General features: G+C 48.0%; 15 protein-coding genes. 14 read left to right on the top strand and 1 reads right to left on the bottom strand.

Translation table 11 applies throughout. The features are described from left to right. The first annotated feature begins 10 nt into the window (after positions 1 to 10). The 8 genes from WCK19_RS02150 to WCK19_RS02115 all read left to right on the top strand — a co-directional run bounded on the left by WCK19_RS02150 (position 11) and on the right by WCK19_RS02115 (position 10,620). Positions 11 to 973 carry a 2Fe-2S iron-sulfur cluster-binding protein gene (locus WCK19_RS02150; RefSeq protein ID WP_342395705.1) on the top strand — a complete coding sequence of 321 codons (963 nt, stop codon included), beginning with the start codon at positions 11 to 13 and terminating at the stop codon, positions 971 to 973. 23 nt (positions 974 to 996) lie between these two features. Next, positions 997 to 3,522 (top strand): protein kinase, encoded by a 2,526-nt coding sequence (locus WCK19_RS02145; protein WP_342395704.1) that lies wholly within the window; start codon positions 997 to 999, stop codon positions 3,520 to 3,522. A 101-nt stretch (positions 3,523 to 3,623) separates the two neighbouring features. Beyond that, the gene (locus WCK19_RS02140) at positions 3,624 to 6,137 is read left to right on the top strand and encodes a protein kinase (protein ID WP_342395703.1); all 2,514 of its coding nucleotides are present in this window, start codon (positions 3,624 to 3,626) and stop codon (positions 6,135 to 6,137) included. 13 nt (positions 6,138 to 6,150) lie between these two features. Continuing rightward, complete coding sequence (locus tag WCK19_RS02135; protein WP_342395702.1) at positions 6,151 to 6,540, top strand: FHA domain-containing protein; 390 nt, start codon at positions 6,151 to 6,153, stop codon at positions 6,538 to 6,540. A gap of 275 nt (positions 6,541 to 6,815) precedes the next feature. After that, on the top strand, positions 6,816 to 7,724 hold the full coding sequence (gene modA / locus WCK19_RS02130; RefSeq protein ID WP_342395701.1) for a molybdate ABC transporter substrate-binding protein: 909 nt from the start codon (positions 6,816 to 6,818) through the stop codon (positions 7,722 to 7,724). A 21-nt stretch (positions 7,725 to 7,745) separates the two neighbouring features. Beyond that, positions 7,746 to 8,669 carry an ABC transporter permease gene (locus WCK19_RS02125; protein WP_342395700.1) on the top strand — a complete coding sequence of 308 codons (924 nt, stop codon included), beginning with the start codon at positions 7,746 to 7,748 and terminating at the stop codon, positions 8,667 to 8,669. A gap of 234 nt (positions 8,670 to 8,903) precedes the next feature. After that, positions 8,904 to 9,773: a metal ABC transporter permease gene (locus WCK19_RS02120; protein WP_342395699.1), complete on the top strand. Its 870-nt coding sequence runs from the start codon at positions 8,904 to 8,906 to the stop codon at positions 9,771 to 9,773. Then, complete coding sequence (locus tag WCK19_RS02115) at positions 9,763 to 10,620, top strand: metal ABC transporter permease (RefSeq protein WP_342395698.1); 858 nt, start codon at positions 9,763 to 9,765, stop codon at positions 10,618 to 10,620. The genes WCK19_RS02120 and WCK19_RS02115 overlap by 11 nt, the downstream gene beginning before the upstream one ends. Before the next feature lie 263 nt (positions 10,621 to 10,883). Here WCK19_RS02115 and WCK19_RS02110 read toward each other — a convergent pair whose 3' ends face one another. Next, positions 10,884 to 11,579 carry an NAD(P)H-dependent oxidoreductase gene (locus WCK19_RS02110; RefSeq protein ID WP_342395697.1) on the bottom strand — a complete coding sequence of 232 codons (696 nt, stop codon included), beginning with the start codon at positions 11,577 to 11,579 and terminating at the stop codon, positions 10,884 to 10,886. Positions 11,580 to 12,093: 514 nt separating this feature from the next. Between WCK19_RS02110 and WCK19_RS02105 the strand changes: the two genes are divergently transcribed. The 6 genes from WCK19_RS02105 to WCK19_RS02080 all read left to right on the top strand — a co-directional run bounded on the left by WCK19_RS02105 (position 12,094) and on the right by WCK19_RS02080 (position 21,055). Then, on the top strand, positions 12,094 to 13,743 hold the full coding sequence (locus WCK19_RS02105) for an ATP-binding protein (protein WP_342395696.1): 1,650 nt from the start codon (positions 12,094 to 12,096) through the stop codon (positions 13,741 to 13,743). Between the two features lie 15 nt (positions 13,744 to 13,758). Then, positions 13,759 to 14,466, top strand: a complete 708-nt coding sequence (locus WCK19_RS02100) for a response regulator transcription factor (protein WP_342395695.1) — start codon at positions 13,759 to 13,761, stop codon at positions 14,464 to 14,466. Between the two features lie 357 nt (positions 14,467 to 14,823). Then, positions 14,824 to 15,516: an NUDIX domain-containing protein gene (locus tag WCK19_RS02095; RefSeq protein WP_342395694.1), complete on the top strand. Its 693-nt coding sequence runs from the start codon at positions 14,824 to 14,826 to the stop codon at positions 15,514 to 15,516. Positions 15,517 to 15,609: 93 nt separating this feature from the next. Next, a complete protein-coding gene (locus WCK19_RS02090; protein WP_342395693.1) occupies positions 15,610 to 16,467 on the top strand; it encodes a hypothetical protein in 858 nt (285 codons plus the stop codon). Between the two features lie 405 nt (positions 16,468 to 16,872). Then, positions 16,873 to 18,114: a gephyrin-like molybdotransferase Glp gene (gene glp / locus WCK19_RS02085; RefSeq protein ID WP_342395692.1), complete on the top strand. Its 1,242-nt coding sequence runs from the start codon at positions 16,873 to 16,875 to the stop codon at positions 18,112 to 18,114. Positions 18,115 to 18,295: 181 nt separating this feature from the next. Next, positions 18,296 to 21,055, top strand: a complete 2,760-nt coding sequence (locus WCK19_RS02080) for a cobyric acid synthase (RefSeq protein WP_342395691.1) — start codon at positions 18,296 to 18,298, stop codon at positions 21,053 to 21,055. Positions 21,056 to 21,137: the final 82 nt, after the last annotated feature.

Raw genomic sequence — 21,137 nt, 5'->3', positions numbered from 1 at the left:
AGGGGAAGCTATGCCTAAAGTAATTATTAATGGAAAGATGTATCCGGCAGAAGTTGGAGAAACAATATTAGAGGTGGCGCGTAGAAACGGGGCGCACATTGGCTTTGTTTGTGATGGGCAAGGCTACTGTGCAACATGTGAGTGCAAGGTTCTGGAAGGGGCTGAATTGCTCGACAAACCTACGCGCAACGAAAAAACTTGGCTTGCCAATAGGCTAGATGAAAATTATCGGCTAGGTTGCCAAACTCAAATTAAAGAGGAAGGTGAAATACAGGTGATTAGCCGTGCAGAAATCCTGCGACGACAATTCATCTATTCTTTCGCCCCACCCGTCGGGCAATCGCGCCTAAAAAATACCCAGCAATTGGTTGGCAGCCTGACAGAAATCACTACCGGGCTTTTGAAGCATGCGCCATCCAGCGTACCGGGCTTAATCCGGGAAGTTGGTCCTTTCCGCTTTGCATTTCCGTGGCGTAGCGTAAGTGGCGTGCTAGGAGATCTGGTCAAGGTTATAAATAATAGCGGTTCAGGCTCTAAGCTTAGCGCCTTACCGGAATCAAGAAACACTAATGTAAAAATTATAGTGGAAACGGTAAAACCAGCTGAGCTACCAACCCCGGTTCAGGTTGCGCCTACGCCTCCCCCACCTGCCCCTGTGGCGAAAGTGGAAGCCCCAGCCCCGGTTCAGGTTGCGCCTACCCCTCCTCCACCCGCTCCGAAATTCGAGCGGGATAATCTGCAAAAACTTGAGGGAATCGGTCCTAGAATTTCCAGCGTTTTGAATAGGTCAGGGATTTACACTTACAAGCATTTGGCTGAAACCCCGGTTGTAGTTCTACAGGAAATATTGCTGGCAGAGGGGTTAAAGCTAAATGACCCTACTTCCTTCCCCACACAGGCTAAACTAGCGCTTGAGGGTAAGTGGGAAGAGTTACAAGCATTGCAAGATCGCTTGAAGGGCGGGCAGTTATAAACTAAGGTTAACGGGAGAACGGAATGGCAGCGGGCGAAATCAAACAAATCGGAACTTACGAAGTAAGAGGGGTGCTAGGCAAAGGCGGCATGGCAATAGTGTACCGTTGCTACCAGCCGAACCTTAATCGTGAAGTTGCTATAAAAGTTATGTCAGCCCGCTTTATTGACGATGCCGCAACGGTTGAGCGTTTCAAGCGAGAAGCGTTCGCCATCGCCAGTTTACACCATCCCAACATCCTAACGGTATTTGATACCGGGCAATTTGGGGATGTACCCTATATCGTCACCGAACTGTTGAGCGGCAAAACCTTGCGCGAAAGGCTCGGTAAGCCGCTCGATTTAAATTATGCTTCACGTATTTTGCTGCAAGTCGCCAGCGCGTTGGACTACGCCCATGAGAATGGGATTGTGCATCGCGATGTAAAGCCTAGTAATGTGTTGCTTGACCAGCGCGACCGAGCAGTGCTGAGCGATTTCGGAATCGTGAAATTACTCAATGACAGCGCCAGTAGGCACCTAACTGCTACCGGAATCGGAGTTGGCACGCCGGAGTACATGAGTCCTGAACAGGGCATGGGCGATGCGTTGGACGGTAGAAGCGACCAGTATTCGCTGGGTGTTATGCTGTACGAAATGGTGACGGGAGTAACACCCTTCCGCGCCGATACGCCCATCGCCATTCTGATGGCACATGTAAATCGCGCCTTACCTGACCCACGCCAGCACAACCCTGAACTTTCGCCAGAAGTGGTTGAAGTTCTTCACAAGGTACTTGCCAAAAACCCGAATGACCGCTACAAGTCTTGTACAGATTTTGCGATGACGTTTGAGCATGCCATTCAAAATCCAACCATGAATGTGCCACTCAGACCGATTTCACCCGAACCAGAACCGACTATTAGCGCTCGCAATATCCCACCGGGCGATGCTACTATGCCCGTTGATGTACTCAAGGAAAAGAGGCAAAACACGCCTCCCCCTCCTCCAGAAAACCTTGACAGGCTTGCTACTCAAATTTCTGTGTCGGTAGAACCTTCTAATAATGTCACTCGCTTGAACGAAGCAACTGTAAAACCGGGAGAAGCACCCACCCGTCTGGTAACACCACCCGGAGGCACAAGCGTTCCGCCGCCTTATTCCGGCTATAACAACTCTCAAACCTTCCAACCTTACCAAACGCCGCCCACCGGTACGCCGGTTCCGCCACCACCACCTTATTACCCCCCGCAACAGCCCACCAAAAAAGGTGGTCGGGGAGGTGTGGTTGCGCTGGTTGTAGGTATTGTCGCAGTGGTTATCATTGTTAGTGTCGTGGTAATTGTGTTGGTTGCTACCAAAGGCTTATCAGGAGACGATACCCCTACGGCAGTTGCTATAACCAGCAACACGACCCAAAATACCGCTACAGCGGAAATTACCCAAACTAGCGCAACAGCGCAGCCCACTACCACAACACCACCTAGAACAACCGCTGCAACCTCTACGAGCGCTACCAGCACAACCCAATCGCCTATAACTACCGCGCCCTATACTACGACTGCGCCTCCGGTTACAACGCTGGCAGCAACTGAGACAGCGGTTTTGAGCGAACATAGTAACTCGGTGCCGATTGCAGCATGGTCGCCCGATGGTAAAACGCTGGCAACCGGTTCTTGGGATAATACGGCGAGGCTGTGGAATACGCAGGGCAAATCTTTTGCGACCCTCACCGGGCATACCGGATGGGTGGTTATTGTGGCATGGTCTCCGGACGGTACAACGCTGGCAACCGGTTCGCTGGATAGCACTATCAGACTCTGGAAAGCAGACGGCGCTTTCATTAGTGAATTGAAAGGACATAGCGCGGAAGTAACCAATATTGCGTGGTCCCCCGATGGCAAAACCCTCGCTTCCGGTTCAAAAGACTTCAGCGTGCGCTTGTGGAGCGCGGATGGCAAGCCCATAGCAACTATGCAAGGACATACCAATACGGTGGTGCTGGTCACATGGTCGCCCAATGGCAAAACCCTTGCTTCCGGTTCATGGGATAAAACTGTCCGTTTGTGGAGCAGCGATGCCAAGCCGATAGCCACCCTGAGCGGACATACCAGCGAGGTAAGTATGGTAGCGTGGTCTCCAGATGGTAAAGTGGTAGCGTCCGCCTCAAAAGACAAAACTGTGCGTCTGTGGAGCGCCGAAGGAAAAGCTATTGCTACCCTCACCGGGCATAGCGATGAGGTTTATACGTTGGCATGGTCGCCCGATAGCAAATATCTTGCTTCCAGTTCAGGCGATAAGTCAATCCGGTTGTGGAATGAGGACGGAAAATATTTGCTCAGCTTTAGCGGGCATCAAGGACCGGTCTATACGTTGGCGTGGTCGCCCGATAGCAAATATCTTGCTTCCGGTTCTGGCGATAAAACCGCCCGTATCTGGAATCTCGAAGGCAAAGAACTGGCGGTTTTAAGCGGACATACCGATTTGATTAGTACCGTTGTCTGGTCGCCCGATGGCAAATCTTTGGTTACATGTTCTTACGATAAAACCGCCCGTATCTGGAAAATTTAATCGCCCAAACTTTTGAAACATATTGACGTAATATTAATCTAAAGGCGTGGCAGACTTTGAAGCTGAAAGTAGAAAATAGGAAGTAAACTGAGGCAAGTAGTATGTCAGCAGGGGAAATAAAGCAAATCGGGCAATATGAGATAAAAGGAGCGTTGGGCAAAGGCGGTATGGCTACGGTTTATCGCGCCTATCAGCCTAGCCTTGCTCGTGAAGTAGCCATTAAAGTTATGTCAAGTCAATTTTCCAGCGATACCACCTTTCAGGAACGCTTTCGCCGGGAAGCACGCGCCATCGGTATGCTACACCATCCCAATATTCTAGCGGTATATGATTTTGGGCAAGAAGGCGCAACCCTTTATCTCGTCACTGAACTGATGGAAGGCAAAACCCTACGCGAACGCATGGGGAATCCAATTGACCTAAAAGTAACCAACCGCATTATTACCCAAATCGCCGATGCGCTGGATTATGCTCACTCACACGGTTTTGTACATCGCGATGTGAAGCCCTCCAACATTCTGCTAGGGGATAACAACCGCGCAGTGCTAAGCGATTTTGGCATCGTTAAACTGATGGAAGATACTTCTACCCTGACCGGAACGGGCATGAGCATCGGTACGCCCGATTATATGAGTCCTGAGCAGGGTTCGGGAGAACCGCTAGATGGGCGCAGCGACCAATATTCGTTGGGTGTTATCCTATATGAAATGCTGACCGGCAAACCGCCCTTTCACGGTGATACGCCGCTCAACGTTTTGATGGCGCATATCAACCGCCCCATCCCAGACCCGCGCCAACTAAACCCGAACCTATCGCCCCAAATAGTGGAAATATTGGGCAAAGCGCTTGCCAAAAAGAAGGAAGGGCGTTTTCAAACTACCCTAGACTTTGCCAGAGCCTTTGAACAAGCGATAAATGCGCCCGTAGTAAGCACAGGGATGCCCACTATAGTATCTCCGCAGATGTATATACCACCGACGACTCCGGCTATCCCGCAATCGGCGCAAACCGAAATCGCGCCATTTGCGCTTCCAACCCAACAAGGCGGCTATTACCATCCCAACATTCCCCCTGCCTCTACCGAGATGCGCCCCTTTAACGCCCCTCCGGTAAATTACCCAACGCTGCCGATAAACATTACCGGACAGCAACCAGCCGCCCCTCCTAAAAAATCAAATGGCTTGTTGGTGATGCTGGGAATTATCGGCACTCTGGCAGTGGCGGCAGTAATAGCGCTGGTAGCACTGGTAGCAATAGGCGGTAATAAACCAAGCCCTACGCCCGTTGCCAATATTACTACCACCGCTACTGCTACGGCAGCAACCACAACAGCGAATGTTACGACAGTCGTAACCACTAGCACTTCAACTACGACAGCAGTCACTACTCCCATCACTTCTGCCGATGCTGCTACTGTGCAAGTGCAGAATCTCATCGGGAAACTTTACGCAGGGCAAGCAGATTTTAAGACTACTGCCGATGGTTTACGCAAAGTAATTACCCAATATCCAAATAGTTGGCTGGCTTACCGTGAACTGGGCATTACGCTCTACTTGTGGAACATCGAAGGGGGCGAGGTGGATGCCCTGCAAAAAGCCATCAGCTTGAATGAAAAAGATGCTCGCAGCCATGCTTATCTGGCAATGGTTTATCACGATGGCTACACCTACGATAAATCTCTGGCAGAAGCTACCCGCGCCCTTGAGCTTGCCCCCAATGATGGGGATGTACGCGCTGCCTATTCTATGACCCTTTCGGCAGCAGGGAGTGACGACCAGCGCGTTAAAACTGAGGCGCAAAAAGCTCTCGATTTAGATAAAGAGGGATTATGGCCCCGCTGGGCTTCCTTTCTGGCTAATCAAGGCACTATAGAAGCGTTGTCACATATTGATTTCCTGATAAAAAAATTCCCCAATATGGCAACCTTCTACAGCGCCAAAGGCGGCAGTTATTCTGACCAGAACGACTATGTAAATGCCGAGAAATGGTATCAACAAGCGTTGGCGATTGAACCCCGCTATCCTTACGCCCTCACCGGGTTAGGCTGGATTTATTATGACCAAAATAAACTGGATGATGCAGTCAAATATTTCAAGTCTGCGCTAGATACTAACGATAGCTACGATAGCAGCCACACCGGACTTGCCTATATCTTCAACGCTAAAGGCGATTACAATCAAGCGATTGACCATCTCAAACGCGCTATCCAGATAAATTCACGTTCGGCTACCGCATATAACGGAATGGCTTATTCCTATCTGCTCAAGGGGGATAGCTCGACTGATACTACTATCCGCACCCAATATTACAATCTCGCAATTGATAATACCGATAACGCTTTGAAATACCTGCCTACCTATACCGATGCTTTTTACAACAAGGGACGCGCCTATTATTCGCTGGCGCGTTACAAGGATGCGGAACCTTTGTTGCTAAAAGCGGTGGAAAATGCGCCGAATAGCACGCTATACCGCATTACATTGGCTTACAACTATTTTGCACAGGCTAAATATGCCGAATCAAAGGTACAAGCGCAGGAAATACTCAAGAATAATCCCAATTACACCAAAGCTACCCAGCTTCTGGATGATATTAAAAAAGCAACCGGTTCTTAGTAAAGGAGCTAAAATGTCAACCAGTTTTTTAATTGTACAACGTGGAGAAGAAATCGGGCAGCGCATAAACCTAGATGAGGCGCGAATCACTTTCGGGCGCAATAATGACAATGCCATTATTCTGAATGACCCGCTGGTATCGCGTTACCATGCTATGATTTCTATCAGTGTGAATGGGCAACTTACTATCGCCGACTTGGGAAGCACCAATGGGGTTATGGTTAATGATAAGCTGATAGAAGCGGGGATATCTGTAACCCTCAAGCATCGCGACCTTATAATAATCGGCAAAAGTATCTTCTGCCTACAAATCAGACCGGAAGGCTATCGCGCCAGCCCTCCCCCCAGTCGCAAGGATGCTCAGGCTACCCTATATTTGCAGCAGATAGCGTTGTTTTCTTAAACGGCTAATTCCCCTCTAGCTCCTGTAGGAGGGGGATTTTTTACAGGTGTAGTGCTTGCCTCAAAGCCTCCATAAATGCCTCTACATCTTCCGGGGTGTTATAAGCCTGTACTGAAATCCTGAAAAATGCTTCTTTCCAACTCTGCTAAAGATACCTTTTGAAAGCTTCACACGCAAATCTTTCTGCTACAAATTTGACAGGTAGTAAGTGTGTAGCTATACTCAAGCCATGAGGAGGATACTCAAAGCTTGAGTTTATTTTTGGAGGAAAATCTATGCGCCTTTCGTTTAAGTTTGTTCAAAAAACAAGTGGTATTCTCGTTTTAATACTGCTTTCTATCCTGATAGCAGCATGCGGAGATAGCTCCGCCACTCCTATAGCAACAACTGTACCAGCAACAACGAAAACCGCCCTTACTACTGCCGCCGCGACAACTACAGTAGCTAATAGTACCACTACGACTGCTGCCGGAGAAATAATAGTATTTGCCGCTTCCAGCCTAACAGACCCGTATAACGAGATTAAAACCGAACTGGAAAATTCCAATCCCGGTTTGAAAATTACTTACAACTTTGGCGCATCCAACACGCTACGTACTCAGTTGGAACAAGGCGCAAAAGCGGATATTTTCGCCTCTGCCAATCAAGCTGAAGTAGATAAAGCCTTTGATTCAGGGTTAACGCTTAACAAAGGGACTATCTTTGCGAAAAACAGGCTGGTAGTTATACTCCCAAAGGGCAATCCCGGTAAGGTTGAGAAGTTGCAAGATTTGAGCAAGGCAGGCTTGAAATTCGTGACGGCTCAGAAAGATGTGCCGGTGGGCAGCTATACGCTTCAGGCATTGGCAACAATGAGTAAAGACCCCTCTTTCGGTAGCGATTTTTCCGCTAAGGTGCTGGCAAACACCGTATCGCAAGAAGCGAACGTCAAGCAAGTGCTGGCGAAAGTGCAATTGGGCGAAGCCGATGCCGGGGTGGTGTATATCTCCGATGTGTCGCCCAAAGTTTATTCTGAAATTGTGACGTTGGATATACCCGACCAGTTCAACACTATCGCCACCTACCCTATCACTACCCTGAAAGCGGCGCAAAATCCTAACGGCGCAAAGCTTTTCATTGACTATTTGTTAGGGCAGAAAGGGCAAGCCATTCTGAAGAAAAATAACTTTGTACCCGCCGTTTAAGCTTTAATAGGCAGAGATTACATGAATAAGAGCCAGCCAATAGAATCGCTTGCACCAGCTAACAATCACGCTCTTTTGTTTGAAAAGGGGCGGACTAAGCGGCTGAATCCTAATATAGTCTGGCTGGCTCTATCCGGCGCAACAATGTTGTTATTCCTCAGTTTACCGTTGGTGGCTTTATTGATACGCTCGGTGATAGGCGGTACGCTGGGCGACTATTTTTCCAAGCCTTCGGTAATCAATGCGCTCCAGTTAAGCCTAGTTACCACCGTACTAACCCTCTCTCTCTCCGTAGCTTTCGGCACACCGCTGGCATATCTAATGGCGCGTTATCGTTTTCCCGGTTATCGCTGGCTGGATACTTTACTAGATTTGCCGATGGTATTACCTCCAGCAGTGGCGGGTGTGGCATTATTAATTACGCTCGGTAGGCGCGGCTGGCTAGGGCAATGGCTTGACCAGCAATTCAACCTCACCATCGGCTTTACCACTACGGCGGTGGTATTAGCGCAAACCTTTGTAGCCGCCCCTTTCTACATAAAAGCGGCAAAAGCCGGCTTCGAGTCGGTTGACCGTAACCTCGAAACGGTAGCGGCGAGCCTCGGCACAGGCTGGCTCCAAATCTTCTTACGCATTACTGTACCGCTGGCGTTACCCTCATTGCTTGGCGGAATGGTAATGACATGGGCAAGAGCGTTGGGCGAGTTCGGCGCAACCATTATGTTTGCCGGTAACTTTTCAGGACGCACCCAGACCATGCCGTTGGCGATATACGCCGCCTTTGATGGGTCAGGCGGGTTGGATGAAGCAGTAACCCTCTCGGTTATATTAGTAGTGGTATCCTTCGCGGTTTTGCTTACTTTCAAATGGCTATCCCGCTCCGGTTGGTCAAATGATTCACACACGGTAGAAGAGCGTGGCTTACTAGAGTTTGTGCAAAAATAGAAGAGTAGCAACCCAATAAACTCAGGGCGATTCAGAGAATAATTCTTTTAGCCATTTGCAAACCTAACTTTTTTGATACTTGTAAAATTAGAGGTATTGCAGCAAGCTCAAAGTGTTAGAAACGCCCTGCCCCTTTCATGAAAGATAGTGTAAAATAGTTGGGAAATAGGCAAATTAACTGGTAAGATAGCGGAAACTGGTACTGTACAACCCTATGGACATACCCGATAAATTATGTTTGACTGGCTGAGCGAACCCTTCACCACTGCTTTTACCCAAAACGCCCTGAAAGAATTGGCGATGGTTAGCGTACTTTCTGGGGTGGTGGGAGTGTACGTAGTGTTGCGCGGCATCGCCTTTATCGTGGATGGGCTGTCGCATGCCATCTTGCCGGGAATCGCGGTGGCGTTGCTGGTAGGCGGCAACACCTTTGTAGGCGCGTTCGTGGCAGCGTTGGTGGTGACAGCGCTAGTCAGCTTTACCAGTCGCCATGAGCAGGTTAGCGAAGATTCGGCTACGGGCATTTTCTTCACGGGCGCATTTGCGCTAGGCGTAATCCTCACTACGCTGGCAGTATCGAACAAAAGCAGCCGAGGTACATCGGTGGACATCTTGTTCGGGCAACTTTTCGGCGTAACCGAGCAAGATATTACCAATACCTTGTTGGTGGGCGGTCTGGTGACACTGCTATTTGTGACGCTGCGTAAGGAATTGCTGTTGAGCAGTTTCGACCCTTCTATGTCACGGGCGATGGGTTATTCCGGCTGGTGGCTCGATCTGGTATTGTATCTGGGGGTTGCGCTCACGGTGGTGGTAGCGTTACCCGCCGTTGGCAATATTCTGGTACTGGCATTTCTCATCACACCTGCTGCCACTGCGCGTCTGCTCACAGACCGCATATACCGATTGATAATTCTCAGCGCGGTTTTCGCCTTCCTCGCCAGCATCATTGGCATCTATCTCTCCTATTATATGCGTTTGGCGGGTGGCGCTTCTATCGTAACGGTTTCAAGCTTGCTTTTCCTGTTATCGCTGGCATTTTCCCCACGATATGGCTGGCTGAGTCGCTTCCGGCGAAAGGAGTCTCCCGCCAATGTGGGATGATGTAACCCGCTTCCTACTAGAGCCGCTCTCCGCGCCCTATGTACAACGCGCCCTGCTGGAAATCGCCATTCTGAGCGTATCGGTAGCAATAGTCGGCACATACGTGGTGTTGCGTAGCTTGAGCTTCCTCACGCTTGCGCTCTCGCATGCAATCTTTCCGGGGGTGGTACTTGCCGCACTACTAGGCTGGAATATGCTACTAACCAGCATGGTAGTAGCAGTAGGCATCAGCCTGTTAATCGGTTTGAGCAGTCGCAACTCACGGGTCGGTCATGCTTCCGCCATCGGCACGATTTACACCGGGGCGTTCGCGGCTGGCATCATGCTCATCAGTAGCGCCGGGCTATTCCGCCGCCTGAGCGAATTCCTGTTCGGTCGACTCTTTGCGGTAGGCGATGATGATATTGTGATTGCGGCTGTTGTCACCTTGCTGGCGTTGCTGGCATATGGACTGGCGCGTAAGGAGATTTTGCTGGTGTCGTTCGACCGAGCGATGGCACAAGCACAGGGTTTGCCCGTCGCCTTTCTGGAATTGGGCTTTCTGGCGTTGCTCTCGTTGGTGGTGGTGGCAGCGCTTCCGGCGGTTGGCAACATCCAGACAGTGGCGCTGTTGGTTACGCCCCCCGCTACGGCGCGGCTGCTCACCGACCGTTTGCGCGTAGTGATGTTGCTGTCGGGGCTGATTTCGCTGCTGGGCGGGGTAATGGGCGTGTATCTTGCATGGCACCTGAATCTGGTATCAGGCGCAATGGTGGTTCTGACGCTGACCATTTTCTTCCTGCTGGCGTATTTTTTCTCCCCCCGTTACGGACTACTCACCCGCCGATTGCGCCCCGCCCGCGCTTGAGTTCGCTTGTCTCCTTCACACATTCCCGTTATAATGCCCCTCAAGTTCAGCAGCGATTTAATTTTTGTTTCAAATAAACGGGGTAACGCCATGAGCAACAACCGCAAAACTCTCCAAAAGCCGCTTGGTATTTTGCATTAATTAGAGTAAAAGATTCATCAAAAAAGGACTTTAGCCGATAATTTGCTAGAGTCCTTTTATCCAAAACAACCGTCGGATTGCGTGGTATCGCGCAACAATAAAGATATGCTCAGGTGGTAAGTTTAATCAAGCAAAGGCGCAGGCTTGATTCCTTCCGGCATGTCAATAGATGACGCGCCCGACTCGAATTGCCAACTGCTTTTCTCCACATAATCTCGAACCTCGCCAATCACTTTCTTGTAGGCAACTTTGCGAATTTCGAGGGAAACATCCATCGGCTGCGCGTTGAAAAAATGCATGTCGGTGATGCCAACGAACCCAAAAATGGTACGCAAATAGCTTTCCACAAAATCAAAAGCTTGGAGCGGTCCACTTGAATAATCCCCGCCACGCGAAGTAACGCAAATCATTTTCTTGCCTTTGACCATTCCTTCGGGGCGACCCTCTTCATTGTATCTGAACAAGTAGCCCGGTTGCACAATAGCATCAATGTAATACTTTAGGGCATAGGGAATCCCAAAATTCCACATTGGCACGGTCAAAAGGTAAACATCGGCATCCAAAAACTGCTCGATGCTTTTTTCGATTTGGTGCCATGAGGTTTGAGCAGACTCGTCAAGATGCTGTCCAGTCATGAGCATATATTTGGATTCGATATTGCTACCTGACACGGAAGGCAGGTTGGTTTTGAACAAATCCAACGTTCTGACCGTCAAGTCATCATACTTTTCAAGAAGCGATTCCAATAGTACGCTAGAAACACGCACGGTATTAGAAGTAAGCCCACGAGGGGTGGCTACAATGTGAAGTAATTTCATTTTTATTTATCCTATACTACGACAAGGTCGCGTTAAAATAGTTGTTGCTGGTGAACTGCATTTTAGCTTGGAAATATCACAAAGAGGCTAGTAATTGGGGTCTCTGAAATCTGTAAACTTGTCGAGCTTTGGGAAAGCAATAGCAGGCTTAGCAGATTCTAGAATTCTTGGTACTAGTACAATATGCTGTTCACAACTCAATAACATTACAAACAAAGGAGTGCTGCCAATCTATATATATAACCGAAGCAATCTCTAAATTTTATCTGCAATTTATATTGCTAAGTATAAGATGTTACCAGATGGGAGTCAATTAAAAAAGTTGCGTCTGAACCGATTTTCTGTCCCCATTATACTTGCAAGAAGTGTACCCTTGAACTCCCACTCCCGCGGGTGCCGTAAGTTACTACCCTAAAAACGTTTCTTGCAAACCCCTATATTGCAATCAAGAATTGTTTATAAACGTATCATGGTAAAATAGAGCTAGAGTAATGTTTGGAAATGGACTGGAATAATGAAAAAACCGCGACTACGCAATAATCAGAAACAAGTTAGTGAAGAAACCCGCAATCTGCTGGACACCGCAATAACAAACCTAGTACAAGCGCTAGGCAGCAAAGCCAGCGTGCTGGTTTTTTGGGATGCTTACGGTGAAGCGCCTAGCCGTTATTCCACCTATGGATTATCCCCAACTGCCCTAAAGGAAATTCAACCCACCCTTGAAGATTTGACCAAACGATTGGCGGAACGCAGCAGCAATGGCGCCGAAGAACCGGGCGCATTACAGGCTGAGATAATTTTGCAACAGCGTAATACCCGAATAGTGGCTTTACCAATCCAAGCGGAAGGTCGTTTTATAGCCGCCCTGTGCCTTTTACAACCCGCCATCGGTCATCTTGAAACTACCGATTTGCCGGATTACCCGATGGCAAACCCTACCAATCAATTGGTCAGACCGGAAGAAGAATTTAATCCGCTCGAAACTGAACCCGATTTTCCCATCGAACCGGCTGAACTGGTAACGCGCAACGCCCGCTTGGTTAAGCGATTGGTGGAGGAAAACCAGTGGTTGCAAACCATCTTCAGTTATAGCCCTGACGGTATCCTAATTGTCAACGCCGATTGCAATATTATTGGGTTTAACCCCGCCTTTTCGCGCCTCACCGGATGGTCGGTAGATGAGTTGCGAGGACACAATTGTGATGAGGCTTTGCGGTTGAGTCCAAAGAGCCTTGGAGAACATTGCCGGGTATTATGCCCGCTCAAGATGGGCTTGATGACGGCTTCAGGTGCGGCGCAACAGCATGCCGAAGTGGTGTTGATTACCAAAGACACCGAGGAACGCGCTGTAGAGTTAAGCTACTCGATAATACTTTCACCGCGAGGCGATGTATTGGGAGGAGTAATTGGGGCGCGAGATATAACCGCCCGTAAAGAAGCAGAGGAGTTGCAAAACACCTTTCTTTCGGTGGTAAGCCACGAATTGCAAACCCCTATAGCCATTATCAAGGGCTATGCCGGGCTTTATGCCGATGAAACTACCGAAATCAAGCCCGCGCAGGTACGCGAAAAGATGAAAATTATCCAAGAAGAGAGCGAGCGTCTGAGCAAGTTGGTGGATAATTTGCTGTACGCCTCGCGCATTCAAGCTGGCGGCATCGAACTAGAGCGTAACCCGATTGACCTAGAAGGGCTTAGTCGAAGGATAGCGCAGAAAATGAAGACTGTCAGTAACCAGCATTTGATAGGAACGGATTTGCCGGAGGATATTCCGGCAGTGTTAGGCGATTACGACAAAATTCAGGAAGTGCTGGTGAATTTGGTTGAGAACGCTATCAAGTACAGCCCTCACGGTGGCAATATTATTATTAGCGCAGAGCCAACCAATACCGAAGTAATAATGCGGGTCTCGGATCAAGGCATTGGCGTTCCAGCCGCCGATCGTGAGCGTATTTTTGAGCGTTTCAGTCGTTTGGACAGTCGCTATGTGCGCGAGCGCAAAGGCGCGGGTCTAGGGCTGTACATTTGCAAGGCAATTGTTGAAGCGCATGGTGGGCGTATATGGGTTGAAGCGGGAGAGTCAGGTACGCTCGGCTCACGTTTCTGTTTTTCATTGCCGCGTGAGGTTCCGGCGCAACTGCCGGTATTATTCGGTAAGATATAGATTGGATTTATAATTATGAATCAAACTGTTCTTGTAGTGGATGACGAACAAAAGTTAGTTGAACTGTTGCGAACTATCCTTGAGAAAGAGAATTATCTTGTTCTGGAAGCGCATAACGGCTACGAGGCAATTGAAAAAGTGCGCTCCGATTTGCCCGATTTGGTTTTGCTGGATGTGATGATGCCGGAAATGGACGGTTTTGAAGCCCTGAAAGAAATCAGGCAAGCCAGCAATACGCCCGTTATCATGCTTACGGTTCAGGCTACTGAAGCGGACAAGGTGCGCGGTTTGGAACTGGGCGCGGACGATTACGTGGCAAAACCCTTCGACCATCGCGAACTGCTCAGCCGGGTTAAAGCAGTGATGCGCCGTGCCGCTATGCCGCCTAGCATCAGCCGCAGTGATGGGCTTATCAAGGTTGATGACATACTCAGCATAGACTTTGACAAACGCGAGGTGATTGTACGCGGAGAAAGCCAGAAATTGCGCCCTACCGAATACCGCTTGCTTTACCATATGGTCAGTAACGCGGGACGATTGCTGAGCCATGAGAGTCTGCTTACCAAAGTGTGGGGACGCGAGTACCGTGACGATGAGCAACTCTTACGGCTTTATATTACCTACCTGCGCCAAAAAATCGAGCAAGAACCAGCGCATCCAAAATATATTCTAAACGAACGTGGATTAGGGTATCGTTTCATTGATTTTGGAGAGACAAAATAAAAGACGGCGCATTTCGCGCCGCCTTGGCAGTAGTAAAGTTGGGTATTAGATAGCATCTGGGTAGTATTCCGTAGAAAGTAAATTGCCAGATAGGCTATAGCGACCGGGCTTTACACCGCCAGAAAAATAAAATAATAACTGAGTTGCGTCCTGTTAACCTTTGTCTTAGCTCGAAATGGTTTATGCTCTAACCTGAATTAATTATAGTTCTGGGTAAATTTTAGCGAAATGAGTTATTAGTACCTATCTTGACATGGTATTTTTAGCAATTTTCTCATAGGACTTGTGGAGGGATATGAAGTATATGCTCTCCGAAGATGCTAAAATAGTTTATCAACAACGAGAAGGTGATGCGGTATGACAATTGCCCGGAGAGATAGCGAAAAATACAGCGCCGAAAAATACGAGAGACCTTCTGTAACAGTGGACGTGCTTGTTTTCACGATTGTAGGAGATGAACTGAAAATCTTGCTGGTCAAGCGGGCGGCATGGCCCTATGAAAATTTCTGGGCGTTGCCCGGAGGCTTTGTACAGATGAACGAATCGCTGGAGCAAGCCGCCATTCGTGAGTTGCGAGAGGAAACCGGCGTTTCCGATGTCTATCTAGAGCAGCTTTATACTTTTGGCGACCCCGGACGTGACCCCCGTACCCGCGTTATCACCGTTGCATATATCGTACTGATTACCGCCGACGCGCTAGAACTGAAAGCCGGTTCGGATGCGGGCGAAGCGCAATGGTTTCCGGTTAAGAAGATACCCGCGCTCGCTTTTGACCACCAGAAAATTGTGGAATACGGGCTGAATCGCCTTCGCAGCAAGCTTGAATATAGCAATATCTCTTACGGATTGCTCTCTACCGAGTTTCGCCTGAGCGAATTGCAGAAGGTGTACGAGGTGATTCTGGATCGGCAACTGGACAAGCGCAACTTCCGCAAGAAAATCCTCTCGTTGGGCTTGTTGGAAGCCACCGGCGAAAAGGAGATTTCGGGCGCACACCGTCCCGCCATGCTTTACCGCTTCAACAAAAAAGAAATCGTTTTCTTTGACTGATACTGGTATTTCAAGCTCTCTATAAAGCCAAAGGATTTTTATGTCTTCCTATGAACTTATAACTGATTTGCCGGATAAAGGGTTGCGCGTGTATTGGCATCGCTCGTCATGATTCGCGCTAATCTATTTCCGGTAATTATCTATCGTGAACAACGAAGTGAATATATAGATGCCTTAGAAGAGGCTGATAATGGTGATCTGGTAAAGTTTATAGGATTGCTCAGCCAGAATCAAATGAAGGCGGCGAGGCAAGCTATTAAATTTGTGGAAACTTCTGTCCCAGAGCCTATCCTTCTGGAAAAAGATGGGATTGAAGTCATAATTAAATCAGGAGTGGAAGCTCGCAGAAGAAAAAAACGAATAGTCCAGAAAGAACTATTAGAATCTTCTTCACGATTATCCCATTTGCTGGAAGATATTACTTATCAACGACTAGTCGAAATAGCTGATACTCTGAACCGGGAATTTAAAGAATTCGATAAAGTTAAATGGGAGAATGAGACTTATGCGGAAGTAAAAAAGATTGAAGAGCGTGACGGGTTGTATTATGGAATAATACTCGACTTTTTAATGATGGGAACCGATTTTTCAACGGCAACTGAAGCTTATTATAAGTGCATATTTTTGAGCATTGATGATGTTGAAAAAACCGAAATAGGCTTCTTCTTCCAAGCGCTTGGTCCTGAATTTACTGGAGGTATGTGCGTTTTAGGTGGAATATGGGATCCCGAATTTGAACCGTACGATAAATTTGGCAAACCAAAAACAATATTTGCAGATGGACATTTATACCAAGAAACTAATGAATACTTTAATGTGGACTTTATTGGTAGTGAGTTTCAATTTTCAGATTTAGATTCTGATGAGGAGCTTGAGCTAATTAGCAATTACAAGATATGGCTTGAAGAAAACCTTAAACAAGGCTTGCGTAGCTGGCACGACCATATCTAAAAATTCTGTAAGACTTGTACTTTACAAATCCTTTAATTCAGCCTCGATTTTTTTGGCGCGTTCTCGGAGGCTAAGAGCGGAGTGCGAGTATCCTATCTAAAAATAGCATTCGCCTACAGTTCGACACTGCCATTACACTGCCATTAGGGCAGCCTCCCCTCTATAAAAGAGGGATAAGCAACCGAAGCGCAAAAATCATTCTAGCTGAGGTGGGTTTCAGCTTTGCGACTCGTTTATTTTTCCCTGCGAAAATGTTATATTACTCATCAGACTGAATTCTCCTTTGCTTTAAGCTTGTTATGATAAACCCACTGTAGCATACTGGAGTTTTTCATTCTCTTATTTTCTCCCTTTCATTCGCTTAGAGAAGGATACATTATCAACCCCTATAGGACTGGAAAAACAATGAGACCTTCGACCTATGCCATTATTGAACCGGAAGAAGCCTCAAGATTGATATATGAAAATGTCGCTCAAATCGGCTTAGAAGAAATTTCTTTGCTGGATGGAAACGGGCGCATTCTGGCTGAAGATATATATGCCGTAGGGGAGATGCCACCCTTCGATGCTACTGCCGTAGATGGTTATGCCCTGCGATGGGAAGACGGTACGGAAACCCGTGAGATTATTGGAGAGCGCACCGCCGGAAAAGTTTCAGATATTAGCGTTGTAGCGGGTACAGCAGTGCGCATTATGACCGGAGCGGCGATGCCTCCCGGCGCAAACAGCGTAATTATGGTTGAAGATACGGGCGAGGATAATCAAAAGCTGATTGTTCGCAAACTACCACAAGTGGGCGATAATATCCGTCCAACTGGGCAGGACTTACAAGCAGGACAGTTGGCGTTGAAGGCTGGCACAAAACTAAGTGCTGCCGAACTCGGCTTGATTGCTACCGTTAATCGCCCTCGTTTTCAGGCGATACGCCGCCCTCGTATTGCAATTATTTCTACCGGAGATGAAATTGTCGAACCCGGCGAAATTGCCGCCTATGGACAAATTTATGACAGTAACCGTTTTTCACTGGTAGCAGCGGTACGAAATGCAGGCGCAGAGGCAGTTTCGCTTGGAATTGCCCCCGATACCCGCGAAGGCTTGAAAAACCTGATAGAACAAGCGTTGGCGGAATACGATGGAGTAGTAACCAGCGGAGGGGTATCGGTTGGCAAGCTCGATTTGGTAAAAGATTTGCTAGAAGAAATGGGTACAATCCATTTTGGGCGGGTAAACCTCAAGCCCGGAAAGCCGTTGACCTTTGTAACAGTGGAGGTTGACGGTACGCGCAAACCCGTATTTGGCTTGCCGGGTTTCCCGGTGTCAAGCCTTGTATCGTTTGAATTATTCGTGCGTCCGGCTTTGCTTAAAATGGGTGGATTTGCCGAACTATCCCGCCCAGTATTACAGGTACGCACCGAACATTTCATAAAACATAGCCCTGAACGCAACGAATTTGTACGGGCGATTGTCACCAGCCATTACGACCCAGAAACCAGCCATTATTGGTATTCGGCGCGAACAACCGGAGCGCAAAATAGCAGCCGTTTGCTATCTATGTTGGGTGCAAACGCTTTGTTGAAGCTTGTTCCCGGCAGCAGCGAAATAGCAGAAGGCTCGATTGTACCCGCTATTTTGCTTGAGCAAATTTGACGAACAAGTATAGATTCTGTACAAGCTATCCAACAAATTTGTAGTCTCAATAACACTTACAGGTTTCACTCGCCCCTTATAGTATATAGTGATGGAATTATTGTAGAAATCTTGTAAAGAATTGATATAGTTTTCTGCCAATGTGCAGTATTAAATACATCTAGCAAGGACGGTTAAATTTATGGCTTTCACACAGCGCACCCCTCGCCTAAGTACACGGGTGGAGGATTTGCAAGCAGTACCGCATGGCGGTGTGGATTATGCCGAACTCTCCCGCAATATGGTAAAGCCGGAGGGAGTTATAGACCTGAGCGCAAATATCAATCCCTATGGGCAGCCTCCTTCAGTTCAGGAAACCCTTGCTAGGGTGCGTCTTGAGCAATACCCTGACCCGCGTGCAGCAGGCTTGCGAGAAGCAATTGCCAGCCAATTAAAGCTGATGCCGGATAACCTGATTGCCGGAAATGGCGCGGTAGAGTTAATTTACCTGCTGGCGCAAGCCTATCTTGACCCCGGCGACAGAGCGCTAGTAATCGGTCCCACTTTTGGAGAATATAGCGCAGCGGCGCGGGTGTGTGGCGCGGAAGTGCTAGAATATTGTGCGCGAGCGGAGAAAGGCTTCAAGCCCGATTTGGGCGAAGTGATTAGCCTTATCGAGGAAAAACGCCCAAAACTTGTTTTCGCCTGTAATCCTAACAACCCCACCGGGCAAGCTCTTAGCGAAAATGAAGTAACTTCCATAATGGAAGCTGCCGGGGATGTAGGCGCAATGCTGGTGCTGGATGAAGCTTATAGGTCACTTAGTGACGAAGGAACATTAGACTGGAACTCGATTGACCTTCTCTGGGGTGATAATATTACGCTGTTGCGTTCACTGACCAAAGAATTTGCCTTGCCGGGCTTGCGGTTGGGTTACGCAATTGCGCCAAAGGAAGTGGGTAGGGCGCTCAACAACATTCGCATCCCGTGGAGTGTGAACGCTTTCGCGCAGGAAATCGGGCGATACCTGCTGACTGAAACCCAATATATTCAGGAATGCAAACTACACTTACAGGAAAATAAGGCATATTTACTGGACAAACTGCGTTCGATTGAAGCTGAGTTTGTGCCGAGCGTAGCTAACTTCTTACTAATCAAGGTTGGGAATGCCTCCGAATGTCGCCTTCAGATGTTAAAACACAAGCTGATAGTGCGAGATTGTACCAGTTTCGGCTTGCCCGAATATATACGAGTAGCCGTAGGTATGCGTGAGGCTACGGATAAACTGGTGACAGAATTGCAAAGCTGGAATTCGACACATGCGGTCAAATTGGTAGCCCCAGCACAACTAAGCGGCAAACGTACAAAACTTGCCAAAACCTTGATGATACAAGGCACAGCTTCTTCAGTAGGCAAAAGCACGCTAGTAACCGGGCTTTGTCGTATTTTCGCGCAGGAAGGCTTGAGCGTAGCTCCCTTCAAAGCGCAGAACATGGCGAATAATAGCTATGTTACCAAAGAGGGCGGGGAAATCGGGCGAGCGCAAGCGGTACAGGCACAAGCAAGCGGAGTTGAACCAAGCATCTATATGAATCCCATCTTGCTTAAGCCAGAGGGTGATACGCTTGCACAGCTTGTTTTACTTGGCAAAGCGCGAGAAAGTCTCTCACCTCGCGAATATTACAGAAACAAGCAAGAACTTGAAGCGATTGTGCGGGATTCGCTGGAAAAATTGCGGGCAGAACATGATTTGGTAATAATCGAGGGTGCGGGCAGCCCCGTTGAAATGAACCTGAAAGATTCGGACATAGTAAACATGCATGTAGCCAAGATTGCAAAATCCCCGGTCTTGTTGGTCTCAGATATTGATCGTGGGGGCGTTTTCGCTAGCATTGTGGGTACGCTTGAATTGCTGGAAGAAGATGAGCGTGAACTAGTCGCCGGGTTGCTTATAAACAAGTTCAGGGGCGACCCGACTTTGTTTGAAGAAGGGGTGCAGTTCCTTCAAAAGAAAACAGGCAAAGCGGTTTTAGGAGTAGTACCATTTTTCCGTGATATAAAAATCGCCGAAGAGGATAGCGTGGCGTTGGAAGATAAGCCCAGTATGCCCGCTAACCAACTTCACAATAACGAGGCGAATAAACAAATTGATCGCGATGGTGTGAATCGCCAGTTAGATATATGCGTTATTCTTCTGCCGCATATTGCCAACTTCGATGATTTTGACGCGCTGGAAATGGAAGAAGGCGTTGAAGTGCGGTATGTGCGTGAACTCTTTGACCTTGGTAGCCCCGATGTAGTAATTTTACCCGGAACAAAAACCAGCATCGCCGACCTTCAATTCTTAGAACAAAGTGGGCTTAGCAACGCTATCCGAAATCTTGCCAAGAACGGCACAAATATAATCGGTATCTGCGGTGGTTATCAGATGCTAGGGGTTAAAATTGAAGACCCCGACCACATTGAAGGGCGAGTGAGCAGCGTACCGGGTTTGGGACTCTTGCCCGTTACCACCATTTTTGCCGCAGAAAAAACCACTAAAAAGGTTTCAGGACGTATTGAGGTTGCACACGGCTTATTTGAAGGTCTTAACGGTAGTACAGTGTCCGGTTATGAAATACACATTGGGCAAACTTACCCGTTGGACAGTGACCTAGAGAGTGTGCAGCTAAACCACATTATACGCCTAAACCGCCGGGAAAGTGATGAGATTGACCAACCGGAAGGTTACATTAATCAGAGTGGGAATGTATGGGGTACATACCTACACGGTATATTCTCTAACGACAACTTGCGTCACGCAATCCTGAGCAACCTGCTTAAACGCAAAGGAATCACCAATAGCACAGTTCAACTAAAGCGCTTCAAAACCGTAAGCTATGATGTGGAGTATGATAAGCTCGCTGCTTTATTACGCCAAAATATAGACGTTAAAGTTTTAAAACAGATAATTGGTTTGTAAAATATTATCGCAAAGGGACTTTAATAGCTTGCTTCCTGGCAGATAAAGAAGAGGAGCAAGCTATTATAATATCCGAAATTTC

The sequence above is a fragment of the Candidatus Chlorohelix sp. genome (assembly GCF_037138995.1).
Lineage (GTDB): Bacteria > Chloroflexota > Chloroflexia > Chloroheliales > Chloroheliaceae > Chlorohelix.
The sequence above is the reverse complement of the archived record's forward strand: the minus strand, read 5'-3'. Positions and strand labels throughout refer to the sequence as shown.